13 protein-coding genes are annotated in these 15,525 nt (G+C 68.8%); 4 read left to right on the forward strand and 9 right to left on the reverse strand.

The genetic code is table 11. The features are described 5' to 3' along the window. Window position 1: 1 nt before the first annotated feature. Window positions 2–1,294, reverse strand: a complete 1,293-nt coding sequence (locus E3D03_RS08615) for an adenylosuccinate synthase (protein WP_062561979.1) — start codon at window positions 1,292–1,294, stop codon at window positions 2–4. Window positions 1,295–1,489: 195 nt separating this feature from the next. On the opposite strand from E3D03_RS08615, the gene E3D03_RS08620 reads away from it, so the two are divergent. From E3D03_RS08620 to E3D03_RS08630, 3 genes are all read left to right on the forward strand, one after another. Further along, window positions 1,490–2,305, forward strand: a complete 816-nt coding sequence (locus E3D03_RS08620; RefSeq protein WP_263566627.1) for a cyclase family protein — start codon at window positions 1,490–1,492, stop codon at window positions 2,303–2,305. Continuing rightward, the gene (locus E3D03_RS08625; RefSeq protein WP_062561977.1) at window positions 2,305–2,703 is read left to right on the forward strand and encodes a carboxymuconolactone decarboxylase family protein; all 399 of its coding nucleotides are present in this window, start codon (window positions 2,305–2,307) and stop codon (window positions 2,701–2,703) included. Before E3D03_RS08620 ends, E3D03_RS08625 begins: the two co-directional genes overlap by 1 nt. Window positions 2,704–3,317: 614 nt before the next feature. After that, window positions 3,318–3,536, forward strand: a complete 219-nt coding sequence (locus E3D03_RS08630; protein WP_263566628.1) for a hypothetical protein — start codon at window positions 3,318–3,320, stop codon at window positions 3,534–3,536. Between the two features lie 329 nt (window positions 3,537–3,865). Here E3D03_RS08630 and E3D03_RS08635 read toward each other — a convergent pair whose 3' ends face one another. The 4 genes from E3D03_RS08635 to recA form a co-directional block, all read right to left on the reverse strand. Next, entirely contained in the window at window positions 3,866–4,660 is a 795-nt protein-coding gene (locus E3D03_RS08635) for a class II glutamine amidotransferase (RefSeq protein ID WP_263566629.1), read from the reverse strand. 67 nt (window positions 4,661–4,727) lie between these two features. Then, window positions 4,728–5,018: a DUF1330 domain-containing protein gene (locus E3D03_RS08640; RefSeq protein WP_062561974.1), complete on the reverse strand. Its 291-nt coding sequence runs from the start codon at window positions 5,016–5,018 to the stop codon at window positions 4,728–4,730. Then, on the reverse strand, window positions 5,015–7,672 hold the full coding sequence (gene alaS / locus E3D03_RS08645; protein ID WP_263566630.1) for an alanine--tRNA ligase: 2,658 nt from the start codon (window positions 7,670–7,672) through the stop codon (window positions 5,015–5,017). The genes E3D03_RS08640 and alaS overlap by 4 nt, the downstream gene beginning before the upstream one ends. 235 nt (window positions 7,673–7,907) lie before the next feature. Further along, on the reverse strand, window positions 7,908–8,978 hold the full coding sequence (gene recA / locus E3D03_RS08650; RefSeq protein WP_026155163.1) for a recombinase RecA: 1,071 nt from the start codon (window positions 8,976–8,978) through the stop codon (window positions 7,908–7,910). 230 nt (window positions 8,979–9,208) lie between these two features. Between recA and E3D03_RS08655 the strand changes: the two genes are divergently transcribed. Further along, entirely contained in the window at window positions 9,209–9,793 is a 585-nt protein-coding gene (locus E3D03_RS08655; RefSeq protein WP_263566631.1) for a sulfotransferase family protein, read from the forward strand. Between the two features lie 10 nt (window positions 9,794–9,803). Here E3D03_RS08655 and E3D03_RS08660 read toward each other — a convergent pair whose 3' ends face one another. The 4 genes from E3D03_RS08660 to guaB form a co-directional block, all read right to left on the reverse strand. Further along, window positions 9,804–11,840 (reverse strand): ATP-binding protein, encoded by a 2,037-nt coding sequence (locus tag E3D03_RS08660; RefSeq protein WP_263566632.1) that lies wholly within the window; start codon window positions 11,838–11,840, stop codon window positions 9,804–9,806. A gap of 58 nt (window positions 11,841–11,898) precedes the next feature. Beyond that, window positions 11,899–13,050, reverse strand: a complete 1,152-nt coding sequence (locus E3D03_RS08665; RefSeq protein ID WP_263566633.1) for an RsmB/NOP family class I SAM-dependent RNA methyltransferase — start codon at window positions 13,048–13,050, stop codon at window positions 11,899–11,901. Between the two features lie 64 nt (window positions 13,051–13,114). Further along, entirely contained in the window at window positions 13,115–13,888 is a 774-nt protein-coding gene (locus tag E3D03_RS08670; RefSeq protein WP_263566634.1) for a hypothetical protein, read from the reverse strand. 133 nt (window positions 13,889–14,021) lie between these two features. Then, the gene (gene guaB, locus E3D03_RS08675) at window positions 14,022–15,470 is read right to left on the reverse strand and encodes an IMP dehydrogenase (RefSeq protein ID WP_263566635.1); all 1,449 of its coding nucleotides are present in this window, start codon (window positions 15,468–15,470) and stop codon (window positions 14,022–14,024) included. Window positions 15,471–15,525: the final 55 nt, after the last annotated feature.

Genomic DNA, 15,525 nt, shown 5'->3' on the forward strand with positions numbered 1-15,525 from the left:
CTCAATCCGCGAAGGGATCGGTGACGAGGATGGTGTCGTCGCGCTCGGGCGAGGTCGAGAGCAGCGCCACCGGGCATTGGATCAGCTCCTCGATGCGGCGGACGTATTTGATCGCCTCGGCCGGCAGGTCGGCCCAGCTGCGCGCGCCTTGCGTCGATTGCTGCCAGCCGGGCATCTCTTCGTAGACCGGGCGCACCTTGTCCTGCAGCGCGGCGGCGGTCGGCAGGTGGTCGAAATGCTGGCCGTCGATCTCGTAGCCCGTGCAGATCTTCAGTGTCTCGAACCCGTCGAGCACGTCGAGCTTGGTCAGCGCGATGCCGTTCACGCCGGAGATCGCGCAAGTCTGGCGCACCAGCACGGCGTCGAACCAGCCGCAGCGGCGCTTGCGGCCGGTGACGGTGCCGAATTCGTGGCCACGCTCGCCCAGGCGCTGGCCGTCGGCGTCGTCAAGCTCGGTCGGGAACGGGCCCGAGCCGACGCGGGTCGTATAGGCCTTGACGATGCCCAGGACGAAGCCGATGGCCGAGGGGCCCATGCCGGTGCCGGTCGCGGCCATGCCCGACATGGTGGTCGAGGAGGTCACATAGGGATAGGTGCCGAAGTCGATGTCGAGCAGCGAGCCCTGCGCGCCCTCGAATAGGATGCGTTTGCCGGCGCGGCGATAGTCGTTCATCACCTTCCAGGCCGGCTGGGCGAATTGCAGCAGCTTCGGCGCGATCTCCAAGAGCTTCGCGCGCAGCTCGGCGCGGTCGATGGGCGTGGCGCCCAGGCCTTGGCGCAGCGCGTCGTGATGCGCCAGCAGGCGGTCGAGGCGCGAATCCAGCGTTTCCTCGTCGCCGAGGTCGGCAACGCGGATGGTGCGGCGGCCGACCTTGTCCTCATAGGCCGGGCCGATGCCGCGGCCGGTGGTGCCGATCTTGCTGGCGCCCGCGGCTTCCTCGCGCAGCTGGTCCAGGTCCTGGTGCAGCGGCAGGATCAGCGGGGTGTTTTCCGCGATCATCAGGTTGTCCGGGCCGATCTCGACGCCCTGGGCGGTCAGCTTGTCGATCTCGGCGAACAGCGCCCAGGGGTCCAACACCACGCCATTGCCGATCACCGCCATCTTGCCCTTGCGCACGATGCCCGAGGGCAGGAGCGACAGCTTGTAGACCGTGTTCCCGATGACCAGCGTATGGCCGGCGTTGTGGCCGCCCTGGAAGCGCGCGATCACATCGGCGCGTTCCGACAGCCAGTCGACGATCTTGCCCTTGCCTTCGTCGCCCCATTGCGCGCCGACGACCACCACATTGGCCATATTGGTTCCCTTCCGCGGTCATGAATGCCGCGGGATGTATAATGGCCCCGGCCGCGCGGGGAAAGCGCATTCCGTCCTGAGGCCGGTTTGCGCAATGCGCCCGGCCCGGCGCGGAAAATCTTTGGCCTCGACGCGCGAGACGTGGGAGCATCGCATCGACCGGGGCAGTCCCGGCGCCATTCGGAGAGACGGACCATGTGCAATGCCTGCGTGATCGAAAGCGTCAAACACGCCATGATGAGCCGGCGCAGCCTGTTCGCCGGCCTGGCGGCCAGCGGCGCGGCCGCCATCGCCGCCGGGCCGCTCAGCGCCCAACCGGCACTGGCCCGGGCCAGCGGCAAGGTGCTGGACCTGACCTATGTCTTCGACGAGCGGTTCCCGACCTTCGACGGCGTGCCGGGCATCGCCTATGAAGAGGCGGTGAACTTCGACAAGTCGGGCTATCAGCTGTGGAAGATCACCTTCTTCGAACATTCCGGCACCCATATCGACGCGCCGCTGCATTTCTCGAAAGACGGCATCTCGGTGGCGGAGCTGGCGCCGGAAAACCTGATCTGCCCGCTTTGCGTCATCGACATCACCGCCAAGGCCAGAGAGGATGCCAATGCCGCGCTCGAGGCCGAGGATGTCGAGGCCTGGATCAGCCAGCACGGCGAGATCCCGAAGGGCGCCTGCGTGGCGATGAACTCGGGCTGGGGCGCCAAGGTGGCGACGCCGGAGTTTCGCAACACGCCGGACGGCAAGTTCGCCTTTCCGGGCTTCGGCAAATCGGCCACCGACCTTCTGGCCAGCCTGGACGTGGCCGCCATCGCCAGCGACACGCTGTCGCTCGATCCCGGCAGTTCGGCGGATTTCGCGGTGCACAACTCATGGCTGCCGGGCGGGCGCTATGGCATCGAGAACCTGGCCCAGGTCGACCAGCTGCCGGCGACCGGCGCCACCATTTTCGTCGGCGCGCCCAAGCACGCGCGCGGCACCGGCGGCCCGGCCCGCGTCATGGCGGTGCTGTGATGGCGACGGTTCCCCTGCTGACCGACGAGGAGGCGCCCGCGGAATCGCGGGCCGTCTTCGACGCCATCCGCGCCGCGCGCGGCACCGATTACGTCAACAACTTCTGGCGCGCGCTGGCGCATGACCCGGCCGCGCTGCGCACCACCTGGGAACGGGTCCAGGCCGTCATGGCGCCCGGCGCGCTGGATCCGCTGGTCAAGGAGTTGATCTATGTCGCCGTCTCGAGCGCAAACGGCTGCGGCTATTGCGTGCATTCGCACAGCGCTGCCGCCCGCGCCAAGGGCATGACGCCCGAGATGCATTCCGAACTGCTGGCCGTGATCGCCATGGCCAGCCAGACCAACGCGCTTGCCACCGCCCTGCAGGTGCCGACCGATCCGCTTTTCCTGGAGGATTGAGCGGCCCCGGCCATCGGCCCGCGCCGGCCGTGCCCGGATGCATGGCCCGCCCCGCCAGAGGGCGACGGTCACGCCCCCGGGGGACCGCGCATAAGAGGGCGATGCAGCGCGGGCCGCTGGCCAAAGAAACCGGGGCGAACGACGCGCTCCGCCCCGGCGTCAAGTCGCGAAATGCGCCGTCGATCCGGCCATCGCCCGCGCATGAGAGCGGCTCGGCAAGCATGCGGATCTGCTGGGTCCCGCCACGTTCGGCGCCTCGCGTGATGGTGCTGGTCGGCATGACTGCCGAGGCGCAGATGGGCGCTCCGAACCTGGATCTCAGCGCAGACCAATGCAGGCAAGCTCGTGACCTTCGTTTCAGGCCGGGGCGGCTTCCGGCTGTGCGAAGCGTGCCATCCCGGTGCGCCTGGGCCAGCATGGCGCCGAACGACGCGGGTCGGCGTCGGTCCCCGGATCTGCGGGGTGCGCGCGGATGGCAGATTGCGCGGCGCAGCACCATTTCCGGTCTCAACCGCAACGCAGCCTTGCAAAACTGGACATGGTCACGGGTTCGCGGCACCGCTATCTGTCGCCGCAGGGGAGGAAACCATTCGCCAAGACCGAAGGGGTTTCCCATGGCTATCACGACCGACTTCCACGCGCCCCGCCTGCCGGCGCTGTTCGACCGCCTGCTGGCCGCGTTCCGCAGGGGCGGCGAGGCCGATTTCACGCGGCTGTCGCGCCGTGCCGAGATCGAGGCACTGCAAGCGAAATCCGACGCGCAATTGGCCGAGCTGGGCCTGGCCCGCGACCGGATCGTGCATCACGTCTTTGCCGACCGGATCTGGTTCTGATCCGATCCGCCGGGATCGGCCAGTCCGCGCCCCTGCCCCTGCGGGCCGGAGCGGTGGGCGCCCCGGCACCGGGCGCCCGGGATAACGGGGTCTGACCGCGCCCCTGCCTTGCGGTTGGAGCGGTCGGCGCCGGGCGCCCTGGATCACGGGGCCGGCCCGGCGCCCCTGCTTTTGCGGGCCAGGGCAATGGACCGCATTCCGGCGCGTCCGACGCCGCGGTGCTGGAACGACAAACGCCGCTTCCTGCGCTGGCCAGGCGCCGCGGGGGCACCGGCCGCTTGCGCGCGCCGGGTTGGAGTATTTGAAAAACGGTGAAACACCCGCCGTCGTCAGGCGGCGGCGCTGATCGGGTTGGGCAGGAAAGGCGTGATCGCCACCTGCTCGCCCTGGAAGACGCAGAAGCTTTTCTGCGGGATTTCCTGCCATTCGGCCTCGTCGCTTTCCAAGGGTTCGGACACCACGGCGCGGCCGTTGCGGCTGTCCGACCAGCGGTGATAGAGCGTCGGCGCCTGGTCGTCGCTGGCATAGCGCAGCGCATAGAGCCGCTCGCCGTCCGAAAACGCCGCCGTCAGCCGCACATGCGGGGTCTCGCCGCGCTGGCGGGCCAGGGCCTCGAATTTCGCGGTGGCGCGGGCCATGGCGCCGGCCGGATCGCTGTCGAGCCCCTCGCCCAGGGCCATCAGGAACAGCACCTCGCTGTCGGTGGCGCCCTTGCGATGCGGATAGAATTCGTCGGGGATCAGCGCCTCGGCATGGCGGCGATAGCCGTCATAGCCGCCGAACTGGCCGTTGTGCATGAAGCTCCAGCGGCCGACGACGAAGGGATGGCAATTGTTGCGGCTGGTCGCGGTGCCGGTCGAGGCGCGGACATGCGCCAGGAACAGATGCGATTTCAGCGTCGCGGTCAGGCTTTTCAGATTGCTGTCCGACCAGGCCGGCATGATGTCGCGATAGAGGCCGGGCTCGGGCCGGTCGCCATACCAAGCCAGGCCGAAACCGTCGGCATTGACCGGCGTATGGCAGCGCATGGCGCCGTGGCTTTGCCGCACCAGCGAATGCCCGGGACGGCAGATGACATCCTCGAGATAGATCGGACTGCCGACATAGGCTGCCCAGCGACACATTCCCTGCCCCCGTTTCCGTGCTTTTCCAAGGCCTAGCACGGAAATCCTAACGAATCACCAAAAACCGTCAGGCGGGATTTTCCTCGACGATCACAAGCTCGCGCTCGGCGGCATTGCGGGCATGGTCCAGCGCCGCCTGGTATTCCGCCGACTGATAGCAGGCCACCGCCGCCTCGACGCTGGGAAAGCGGGCGACGACATTGCGCGCGCGCTCGGTCCCCTCCAGCTGCACGAAGCGCGAGCCGCGGGCCAGGAAGACCCCGCCATGCGCGGCGATGGCCGGGCCGGCCAGCCGGGCATATTCGCCATAGGCTTCGGGGTCGGTCACCGTCACATGGGCAATCCAGAGCGCGGTCATGCTTTCTCTCCGATCAGGGTTTCCACGGCGGCGATGGCCTGCTCCGCAGCCGCGAGGCTGGGGGCGCCGCCCTGCGCGCGGTCGGGGCGCCCGCCGCCACCCTTGCCGCCCAAGGCGACGGTCGCCGCCTGCACCAGCTCGACCGCGCTGAGCCGGTCGGTCAGGTCCGGGGTGACGCCGGCGGCGACGGTGGCCTTGCCATCCGCCTCGGCCAGCACCACCACGGCGCCCGAGCCCAGCCTTGCCTTCATCTCGTCGACCAGCGGGCCGAGTTCCTTGCCGGAAACGCCGTCGACGCGGCGGGCGATCAGCTTGATGCCATTGATGTCCTTGGGTTTATCCTCGGCGCCCCCGCCCATGGCAAGCTGGCGCTTGAGTTGCGCGACCTCATTGGCCAAGGTCTTGCGTTCCTCGGCCAGCGCGCGGACCTTGTTCACCACATCGCCCGATTGCGCCTTGAGAATGCCGGCGATTTCGGAAAGCTCGGCGTCCACGCGGCGCAATTCGTCCATCGCGGCCTGGCCGGTCAGCGCCTCGACCCGGCGGATGCCGGCGGCCGAGGCGGTCTCGCTGGTCAGGGCGAACATGCCGATGTCGCCGGTGCGCCCGACATGGGTGCCACCGCACAATTCCAGCGAATAGGTCTGGCCGCCGGTGCCCTTGCCCGAGCCCGCCAGCTCGCCCATGGACACGACGCGCACCTCGTCGCCGTATTTCTCGCCAAACAGCGCCTGGGCGCCCAGGGCGCGGGCATCGTCGGGGGTCATGATCCGGGTTTCGACCGGGCTGTTCTGGCGAATGAAGTCGTTCACCTCGCGTTCGACCTGGGCGATCTCCTCGGCGGTCAGCGCCTTGCCGTGGCTGAAGTCGAAGCGCAGCCGGTCGGGCGCGTTCAGGCTGCCGCGCTGCGCGACATGCTCGCCCAAGGCGCGGCGCAGCGCCTCGTGCAACAGGTGGGTGGCCGAGTGGTTGGCGCGGATGGCCGAGCGCCGGTCGTGCTCGACCGACAGCTGCGCACCCTGGCCGCGGCCGATGGTGCCCAGCGTCACCTCGGCGACATGGATGAAAACGCCATTGGCCTTTTTCGTATCGGTGACACGGGCGGCGCCGGTCTCGGTCTTGATCAGCCCGGTGTCGCCGACCTGGCCGCCCGATTCGCCATAGAAGGGCGTCTGGTTGACGACGATCTGCACCTGCTGGCCCTCGCCCGCCTGCTCGACCGCGGCGCCGTCCTGCACCAGAGCCAGGATCTGGCCCTCGCTGATTTCGGTGTCATAGCCCAGGAATTCGGTGGCGCCATGCTCTTCGGCGATGTCGAACCAGATCGCGGCGTCCTTGGTCTCGCCCGAGCCGGCCCAGGCGGCGCGCGCCTTGGCCTTCTGCTCGGCCATGGCGGCGTCGAAGCCGGCGGTATCGACGCTGCGGCCCTTTTCGCGCAGCGCGTCCTGGGTCAGGTCCAGCGGGAAGCCATAGGTGTCGTAAAGCTTGAAGGCCGCCTCGCCGGGCAGGTTCGCGCCCTCGGGCAGGCGCGACAGTTCGTCGTCGAGCAGGCGCAACCCGCGATCCAGCGTCTGCTTGAAGCGCGTCTCCTCAAGCCGCAGCGTCTCTTCGATCAGCGCCTGGGCACGGCCGAGTTCGGGGTAGGCGGTGCCCATCTGGCGCACCAGCGCCGGCACCAGGCGGTGCATCACCGGATCCTTGGCGCCCAGCATATGCGCGTGGCGCATGGCGCGGCGCATGATCCGGCGCAGCACATAGCCGCGACCCTCGTTCGAGGGCATCACGCCGTCCGCGATCAGGAAGCTGGTCGAGCGCAGGTGGTCGGCGATGACACGGTGATGCACCTTGCCGGGGCCGTCCGGGTCGGCGCTGGTCGCATGGGCGCTGGCCTCGATCAGGCTGCGCATCAGATCGGTGTCATAGTTGTCGTGCTTGCCCTGCAGCAGCGCGGCGATCCGCTCCAGCCCCATGCCGGTGTCGATCGACTGCATGTCGAGCGCGCGCATCGAGCCGTCCTCGAACTGCTCGTTCTGCATGAAGACCAGGTTCCAGATCTCGATGAAGCGGTCGCCGTCCTCATCGGCCGAACCGGGCGGACCGCCCCAGATCTGGTCGCCGTGGTCGAAGAAGATCTCGGTGCAGGGGCCGCAGGGGCCGGTCGGGCCCATGCGCCAGAAATTGTCGTCGGTCGGAATGCGGATGATGCGGTCGTCGCTGAGGCCCGCGACCTTCTTCCAGATGGTCGCGGCCTCGTCGTCGGTGTGATAGACGGTGACCAGCAGCTTGTCCTTCGGGATGCCGAAATCCTTGGTCAGCAATTCCCAGGCAAAGGGGATGGCGTCCGACTTGAAATAGTCGCCGAAGCTGAAATTCCCCAGCATTTCGAAGAAGGTATGGTGTCGCGCGGTATAGCCGACATTGTCGAGGTCGTTGTGCTTGCCGCCGGCGCGCACGCATTTCTGCGCCGTGGTCGCGCGATTGTAGTCGCGGGTCTCGACCCCGGTGAACAGGTTCTTGAACTGCACCATGCCCGAGTTGGTGAACATCAGGGTGGGGTCGTTTCTCGGCACCAGCGGACTGGACTCGACGATCCGGTGGCCGTTGCGTTCGAAGAAGTTCAGGAAAGTCGAACGGATGTCATTCAAGCTGGGCATGGCAGGCCTTCATCGCAATGCGGTTCCCCCGGCCAGGGCCGGTTTGCCGCCCGGTCTAGCCCCAGCCATGGCGGCTGTCCAGCAATCCCGCATGGGCCGGCGCGGCTTCTTTCTTGGAGAAATATCCTGGGGGGACGCCTCCCGCGCCCCATCGAGGGGCACGGGAGGCGTGGGGGCAAAGCCCCCGGGGGAGAGCGGCCATGCCGCGCATCCCGTCGGACCTGTCGGCCCGGGTTCACTCTTCGGTCAGCGAGTCGTCCGCCTCGTCGGTCGCACCGAAATCCAGGCCGTGGCTGGCGCGGATCTTGTCCTCGATGGCATAGGCCGCCTCGGGATTGTCGCGCAGGTATTGCTTGGCATTCTCGCGACCCTGGCCGATGCGCTCGTCGCCATAGGAATACCAGCTGCCCGATTTCTCGACCACGCCGGCCTTGATGCCCAGGTCGATCAGCTCGCCCACCTTCGAAATGCCCTCGCCATACATGATGTCGAATTCGACCTGGCGGAAGGGCGGCGCGACCTTGTTCTTGACCACCTTGACGCGGGTGGCGTTGCCCACCACCTCGTCGCGGTCCTTGATCGAGCCGGTGCGGCGGATGTCGAGCCGCACCGAGGCATAGAATTTCAGCGCATTGCCGCCGGTCGTGGTCTCGGGGTTGCCGAACATCACGCCGATCTTCATGCGGATCTGGTTGATGAAGATCACCATGCAATTGCTGCGCCCGATGCTGGCGGTCAGCTTGCGCATAGCCTGGCTCATCAGCCGGGCCTGGCTGCCCATCTGCATGTCGCCCATGTCGCCCTCGATCTCGGACTTGGGCGTCAGCGCCGCGACCGAGTCGACCACCACCAGGTTCACCGCGCCCGAGCGCACCAGCGTATCGACGATCTCCAGCGCCTGCTCGCCGGTATCGGGCTGGCTGATCAGGAGCTCGTCCAGGTTCACGCCCAGCTTCTTGGCATATTGCGGATCCAGCGCGTGTTCCGCGTCGACAAAGGCGCAGACGCCGCCCTTCTTCTGCTCTTCGGCGACCACATGCAGCGTCAGCGTGGTCTTGCCCGAGCTTTCGGGGCCGAAGATCTCGATGATGCGGCCCTTGGGCAACCCGCCGATACCCAGCGCGATGTCGAGCCCCAGCGAGCCGGTCGAGGTCGCCTCGATCTCGGCCACCGGATTGTCGGCGCCCAGCTTCATGATCGAGCCCTTGCCGAACTGCCGTTCGATCTGGGCCAGCGCGCTGTCCAGAGCCTTCTGCTTGTCTGCCGATCGCTTGTCGTTCATGTCGAAAAGTGTTGCCCCTGCCATGCCGTCCTCATGCTTATTTCACACCCCGACCGCCGGGGCAATCGATGCCCGCCCGTGATTTGTTCACGAGTTGTTCCTATTTGTGCCCATCCGGGCGAGAAAGCAAGTCCTGCGTCACGAATCAGCCCTGCCGACCCCCAGCCTGCGCCGGAAAGGTTAAGAAACGGTTTACACTCGCCGGGCGAAGCACTATCCCGCCGCTGTTCCGCCCCTGGCTGAAAGATGTGGACATGCTGATCTTCTGGGAACGCCGCCTGGTGTTTCTCGCGACGCCGAAGGCCGGTTCGACCGCGATCGAAACTGCGCTCGAACCGCTGGCCAGCCTCGCCGTCCGCCGACCCGCCGAGCTGAAGCACACCGACCTTGGCCATTACCGCAGCCATATTGCGCCCTGGCTGCATTCGGTCACCGGCGATCACTTCACCACCATCGCGCTGATGCGCGAGCCGCTGGACTGGCTGCGCAGCTGGTATCGCTTTCGCCTGCGCGACGACAGCGAGGACGCGGAACATGCGATGACCGGCCTGGATTTCGCCGATTTCGCCCGCGCCTATGTCGATCCGCAGGGCGCCGCCGTGGCGCGCATCGGCAACCAGGCGGATTTCCTGACCGCGGGCCAGGACCGGGTCGACCGGATCTTTCGCTACGAGGACATCGATAGCTTCACCCATTTCCTCGAGGATAGCCTCGACTGCGCCATCAGCCTGCCGCGCGTCAATGTGCCACCGGCCGTCGACGTCAGCCTGAGCCCCGGGCACGAGGCCGAGCTGCGCCGGCTGATGCAGCGCGACTTCCAGCTTTACCAGTCGCTGTAGACCGCCGCGCTCAATGCGCCGCCTCCAGCTGGCGCGTGACCAGCGCGGTCAGGTCCGACAGCGAGAACGGCTTGGCCAGGAAGGCCGCGTCCGGCACCGGGCTGCCCTCCGAGAAGATGTCCTCGGCATAGCCCGACATGAAGATCACCCTGGTGTCGGGCCGGTCGCGCAGCGCGGTTCTGACCCAGGACGGCCCGTCCATGCCCGGCATCACCACGTCGGTCACGAAGACATCGACCAGCAGCCGCTGGTCGGAAAGCAGCGACAGCGCATCCTCGGCGCAGGCGGCTTCCAGCACGTTGAAACCCTGCAACTTCAGGGCGCGGCTGGCAAAGGCGCGGACCGGCGCCTCGTCCTCGACCAGCAGCACCGTGGCCTCGACCTCGCGTCGGGCGCGCATCGGCGCCGCGGGCTCGGGCGCCGGCTCATCGATGGCGGCGCGGTCATGCGCCGGGAAGAACAGCGAGAAGCAGCTGCCTTCGCCCGGCGTGCTGTCGCAGAAGATATAGCCGCCGGTCTGCTTGACGATGCCATAGGCGGTCGAGAGGCCAAGCCCGGTGCCCTCGCCCAGGCGCTTGGTGGTGAAGAAGGGCTCGAAGATCTTGGCCAGGTCGTCCGGCGCGATGCCGCAGCCCTGGTCGCGCACCTGCACCCGCACGTAATCCCCCGCCGGCAACGTCGCCCGACCGACGCCCGAGGGGCTGTCCAGCCGGACATTGTCGGTGCTGACGGTGATGTCGCCGCCCTCGGGCATGGCGTCACGGGCGTTCACCACCAGGTTCATGATGACCTGTTCCAGCTGCCGGCGGTCGGCGCGGATCATGCGCAGCGAGGGATCGTGGTCGAAGGTCAGCACGATCCGCTCGCCCACCAGCCGGTTCAAGAGATGCGTCAGGTCCGAAAGCGTGTCGCGCAGGTCCATGATCTGCGGCTTGAGCGTCTGCTTGCGCGAAAAGGCCAGCAGCTGCCGCACCAGCGCCGCTGCGCGATTGGCGTTCTGGCTGATCTGGTCCAGGTCGGCATAATCCGGGTCGGCCTTGTCGTGGCGCAGCATCAACAGATCGCAATGGCCGGTGATCGCCGTCAGCAGGTTGTTGAAATCATGGGCGATTCCGCCGGCAAGTTGGCCGATGGCCTGCATCTTCTGGCTTTGCACGAACTGCGCCTCGAGCGTCTTCAGCGCGCTGGCATCCGACAGCACCGCCGTGGCGTGATCGCCCCGCCCGCGCGCCACCGTGACCTGGACGAAACGCTCGGGGCCCTCGGCCTTGACATGCAGCACCTCGGAGCCGCCGAGCGTGCGGCCGGCGCAGATGTCGCCGACCCAGTCGCCCAGCTCGCGGCCCAGGCCGTCCAGCAGCGCGGCCAGCCCCTGCCCGGCGATGTCGCTGCCCAGCAGCTGGCAGGCGGCGGCATTGGCGCGCAGGATCCGGGCCGAGGGGTCCAGCATCAGCAGCGCCACCGGCAGCAGGTCGAAATCGTCATCCGTCGCGCGGGGCGGCTCGGCCGGGATCAGCGCCGCCGGCTCGGGCTCTGTTGCCAGCCACAGCTGCACCAGCCCGCCCGCTTCGCGCGCGATGGCGAAATGGCCGAACTCGCCCAGGTCGCTGCACCCGCGCCCGCTGCGGGCCAGGCCGATGCCCAGGGCGTGCCATTGCGCCTGCGGATCGGCGTGCCGGCGGCGCAGAAGATCGGTGACGGGGCGGCCGACCAGATCGCCCAGGCGGTCCAGCGCCAGCGCGTTCTGCGCCAGGATCAGCCCCTGCGGATCGACGGCAAGGGCGGGCAGGTCATGGGCCAGCACGGCCGGCATGGCCCGCGCCAGTTCGCGCCGCACCGCCAGCCCGCGATGCAGGTGCCGGGCCGAAATGGCGCCGCCCAGCAGGTACCAGGCCAGCGCCGCCGCCCCCGCCGCCAGCAGCGTGGTGCCGCCCGGCGCCGGTCCGTTCGACAGCGCCAGCCACAGCGCCCCGGCCAGGACCGGCAGCACCAGGAAAGGCACCAGGATCTGCGCCGAGCGCAGGATCTCTGCCCGTTCGGAAATCATCAGCCGCCTCGCCACCAGTCGTTTCCGCTCGGAGTAGCGCATGCGGGTTAACAGGCGGTTAACACCGGCGCATCAGCGCCAGGAAAAATCCGTCCGAGGCCGTCAGCGGAGAATACCGCCGTTGCTCGAGCAGGCTGAAATCGGCGTTGCGGGACAGGAAAGCCCCGGCCTGACCCGCATTTTCGCCGTCGAGCAGCGAGCAGGTCATATAGGCCAGGTGCCCGCCCGGCGCGACGAATTCCGCGGCCTGGTCCAGGATCTGCGCCTGGGTCTGCTGCAGGCGCGCAAGGTCGGCGACGGTCAGGCGCCATTTCGCGTCGGGCGTGCGCCGCCAGGTGCCGCTGCCGGAACAGGGCACGTCCGCGACGACCAGATCGAACCGGCCCGAGACCCCGCCCGGCGCGGCCAGCCGGATACGCAGGCCCGCGCGCTCGGCCCGGGCCGGCAGGTCGGCCATCCGGCCGGGGTCGATGTCATGCGCCACGACCGGCGCCGCGCCGCGCGCGGCCAGGGCCAGCGCCTTGCCGCCGCCGCCGGCGCAAAGGTCGAGCAGGCTGCCCTGCGCCGGCAGCAGCGCGCAGGCGAGCTGCGGCGACAGATCCTGCAACTCGACCAGCCCGTCGCGATAGGCGGCTGAGCCGGAAAGCCGGCGTGCGCCCTGGGTCACGCGCAGGGCCGAGGCAAGCGCGGCATGCGGCGCCACGGTAATGCCGTCGCGATCCAGGGCGGCCACGGCAGCCTCGGGGGTGGCGCGGCGCAGGTTGACGCGCAGCCAGACCGGGGCGCGGTCGCGCAGGGCCAGCGCCACCGGCTCGGCCTCGTCGCCCAGCGACTGCCGCCACAGCGGCAGCAGCCAGTCGGGCAGGTCCAGCCGCTCGCCCAAGCCGGCCGGCGTTCCGGCAGCCTGTTCGGCCGGCGACAGCGGCGGGGGCGCGTGGCCCTCGCCGGTAAAGATCGTGGCCGGGTCGATGCCCTCGTCACGGCACAGGCCCAGCATCAGCCCGCGCCCGGTCATCGCCCCGCCCAGCGCCGCGCGCGAGCGCAGGCGGCGCAGGCTGTCGAAGACCAGGTTGCGCACCGCGGCGCGGTCGCCCGAGCCGGCGAAGCGGCTGGCGCGGGACCAGCGCAACAGCGCCGGCTCGGCCGGATCGCCCGCCAGGATACGGTCGAGGATCTCGATGGCCGCGGCGATGCGGGCGGCTGGGGTCATGTGGCCTGCGCCCCCGGCGCGGATGGGAAGGACAAGCGGCAGAAAGGCCGCTGCGGCGCGTTTGTCAATCCCAGCCGGGCGGCGGCTCGGGCGGATCTGGCCCGGCGGCCGCCTCCGGGTCCTGCCCGCCCGCGCCCCCGGCCAGCGGTCCGCGCGAGGCCAGAAGCAGCGGCCCCCGCGCCCGGGTCAGCGTGGCGCCGCGTCCCTGGCCGATGGCGGCGAGCGAGCCGGGCGTGCCGGTGACGCCGGTGCCCAGGGGCGCGCCCAGCAGCATCACCCTGTCGCGCACCTGCTTGCGCTGCCCCGAGGTGATCGCGGCGAAGCTGTTGTAGGTCTCGGGCCCGTCGGTCAGGCCCTGGAAGCCGCGCTCGCGCAGCATCTGCCGCAGCGTGTCGAAGCGCGCCAGATATTTCTGGGCATGGACCTGGGTGCGGGAATGAAAGGCCCCCGCCGCCGCGCGCCAGTCCCCGGTCTCGGTGTAGAGCCCGCGCACGAAACGCGCCGCATAGCGGGCATTCTCCAGCGGGTCGAACATCTGCGCGACCGAGGAAAAATTCTCGCCATGCCAGCGGAAATTCAGCTGGAAGCAGCCGATGTCGATATTGGTGCGGCCCTGCGCCACGCGATCCTCGGCAAAGGCCACGGCGCTGGCGGGGTCGTCGAACCAGGTGCCCTCGCCCTCGGCATTGGCGCTCCAGGCCCAGGGGCGCACGAGGCCGTCCAGCCGTCGCCCGGTCTCGGTCAGGGTCAGCGCGCCCATGATGTCCACAGGCACGCCATATTCCTGCGCCGCCTGCTCGGCCGCCCATTCGCAGACATCGGCCGAGGGCAGCGCCATGCCCCGCCCCGGTCCGAGGGCCAGCGCGCCGAGCGCCAGAAGGAAAAGGAAAGCCCGGAAAAGCATGAAAGGCCGCAAAGGTGGTTCCCTCGCGACCTTTACGGCAGTCCGGTTAAGATCGGGTTAGCGGCCCTCAGCCCAGGCGGTAGTTCGGGCTTTCGCGGGTGATCTGCACGTCATGGACATGGCTTTCCTTCAGCCCTGCCCCGGTGATGCGCACGAATTCGCAGCCGCCGCGCATCTCGGCCACGGTGGCGTTGCCGGTATAGCCCATGGCGGCGCGCAGGCCTCCGACCAGCTGGTGGATCACCGCGGCGGCCGAGCCCTTGTAGGGCACCTGGCCCTCGATCCCTTCGGGGACCAGCTTGTCCGAGGCCGCGTCCTTCTGGAAGTAGCGGTCGGCCGAGCCGCGCGCCATGGCGCCCAGGCTGCCCATGCCGCGATAGGATTTGAACGAGCGGCCCTGATACAGGATCACCTCGCCCGGGCTTTCGTCGGTGCCGGCGATGGCGGAACCCACCATGGCGCAGCTGGCCCCCGCCGCGATGGCCTTGGCGAAATCGCCCGAGAACTTGATGCCGCCATCGGCGATGACCGGCACGTCCCCGGCGCCGCGCACCGCATCCATGATCGCGGTCAGCTGCGGCACGCCCACGCCCGCGACGATGCGGGTGGTGCAGATCGAGCCGGGACCGATGCCGACCTTGATCGCATCGGCGCCGGCATCGACCAACGCGCGCGCCGCCTCGGCGGTGGCGACGTTGCCGGCGACGACCTGCACCGCGTTCGAATGCGCCTTGATGCGGGCGACGGCCTTGGCCACGCCTTCGGAATGGCCATGCGCGGTGTCGATGACCACCAGGTCCACCCCGGCCTCGACCAGCGCCAGGCTGCGTTCATAGCCCTCCTCGCCGACGGTCGAGGCGGCGGCGACGCGCAGCCGGCCCAGCTCGTCCTTGCAGGCCAGCGGGTTCAGCACGGCCTTCTCGGTGTCCTTCAGCGTCAGGAGGCCGGTCAGGCGGCCCGAGGAGTTCGTGACCAGGAGTTTCTCGATGCGGCGCGCCTTCATCAGGCTGATCGCCTCGGCCCGGTCGGCGGGCTCGCGCAGGATGGCGAGGTTGTCGCCGGTCATCACCGCCTTGACCGGCATGTCGTCGCTGGCGGCGAAGCGCATGTCGCGGTTGGTGATGATGCCGACCACCCGGCCCTCGGCATCGACGACCGGGAAGCCGGTGACGTTATAGCGTTCCTGCAGTGCGCGGGCGTCGGCGATGGTCTGATCCGGGGTCAGCGTGATGGGGTCGTAGACGATGCCGGATTCGAAGCGCTTGACCCGGCGCACCTCGTCGGCCTGCTGTTCGGCGGTCAGGTTGCGGTGGATCACGCCGATGCCGCCGGCCTGGGCCATGGCGATGGCCATGCGGCTTTCGGTGACGGTATCCATGGCCGAGGACAGCAGCGGAATGTTCATGCGGATCCGCTGGGTGACATGGGTGGTCACGTCGGCGGTCGAGGGCATCACCGAGGAGGCCGCAGGAACCAGAAGAACATCGTCGAAGGTCAAAGCCTCACGAATCTGCATGGGAGCATCCTGTCACGGGGTTCGTTTGGCAGTTTCCCATTTCACGGGCCGGCCG

It is taken from the genome of Paracoccus sp. DMF, from assembly GCF_004407025.1.
Taxonomy (GTDB): domain Bacteria; phylum Pseudomonadota; class Alphaproteobacteria; order Rhodobacterales; family Rhodobacteraceae; genus Paracoccus; species Paracoccus aminovorans_B.

Bases quoted from the DNA above. Each gene is read 5' to 3' on its own strand.
- E3D03_RS08640 (WP_062561974.1), bottom strand. From the start codon at position 5,018: ATGACCGCGCTCTGGATTGCCCATGTGACGGTGACCGACCCCGAAGCC.
- guaB (WP_263566635.1), bottom strand. From the start codon at position 15,470: ATGCAGATTCGTGAGGCTTTGACCTTCGACGATGTTCTTCTGGTTCCT.
- recA (WP_026155163.1), bottom strand. From the start codon at position 8,978: ATGGCAGGGGCAACACTTTTCGACATGAACGACAAGCGATCGGCAGAC.
- E3D03_RS08655 (WP_263566631.1), top strand. From the start codon at position 9,209: ATGCTGATCTTCTGGGAACGCCGCCTGGTGTTTCTCGCGACGCCGAAG.
- alaS (WP_263566630.1), bottom strand. From the start codon at position 7,672: ATGCCCAGCTTGAATGACATCCGTTCGACTTTCCTGAACTTCTTCGAA.
- E3D03_RS08635 (WP_263566629.1), bottom strand. From the start codon at position 4,660: ATGTGTCGCTGGGCAGCCTATGTCGGCAGTCCGATCTATCTCGAGGAT.
- E3D03_RS08660 (WP_263566632.1), bottom strand. From the start codon at position 11,840: ATGATTTCCGAACGGGCAGAGATCCTGCGCTCGGCGCAGATCCTGGTG.
- E3D03_RS08670 (WP_263566634.1), bottom strand. From the start codon at position 13,888: ATGGCGCTGCCCTCGGCCGATGTCTGCGAATGGGCGGCCGAGCAGGCG.
- E3D03_RS08615 (WP_062561979.1), bottom strand. From the start codon at position 1,294: ATGGCCAATGTGGTGGTCGTCGGCGCGCAATGGGGCGACGAAGGCAAG.
- E3D03_RS08630 (WP_263566628.1), top strand. From the start codon at position 3,318: ATGGCTATCACGACCGACTTCCACGCGCCCCGCCTGCCGGCGCTGTTC.
- E3D03_RS08625 (WP_062561977.1), top strand. From the start codon at position 2,305: ATGGCGACGGTTCCCCTGCTGACCGACGAGGAGGCGCCCGCGGAATCG.
- E3D03_RS08620 (WP_263566627.1), top strand. From the start codon at position 1,490: ATGTGCAATGCCTGCGTGATCGAAAGCGTCAAACACGCCATGATGAGC.
- E3D03_RS08665 (WP_263566633.1), bottom strand. From the start codon at position 13,050: ATGACCCCAGCCGCCCGCATCGCCGCGGCCATCGAGATCCTCGACCGT.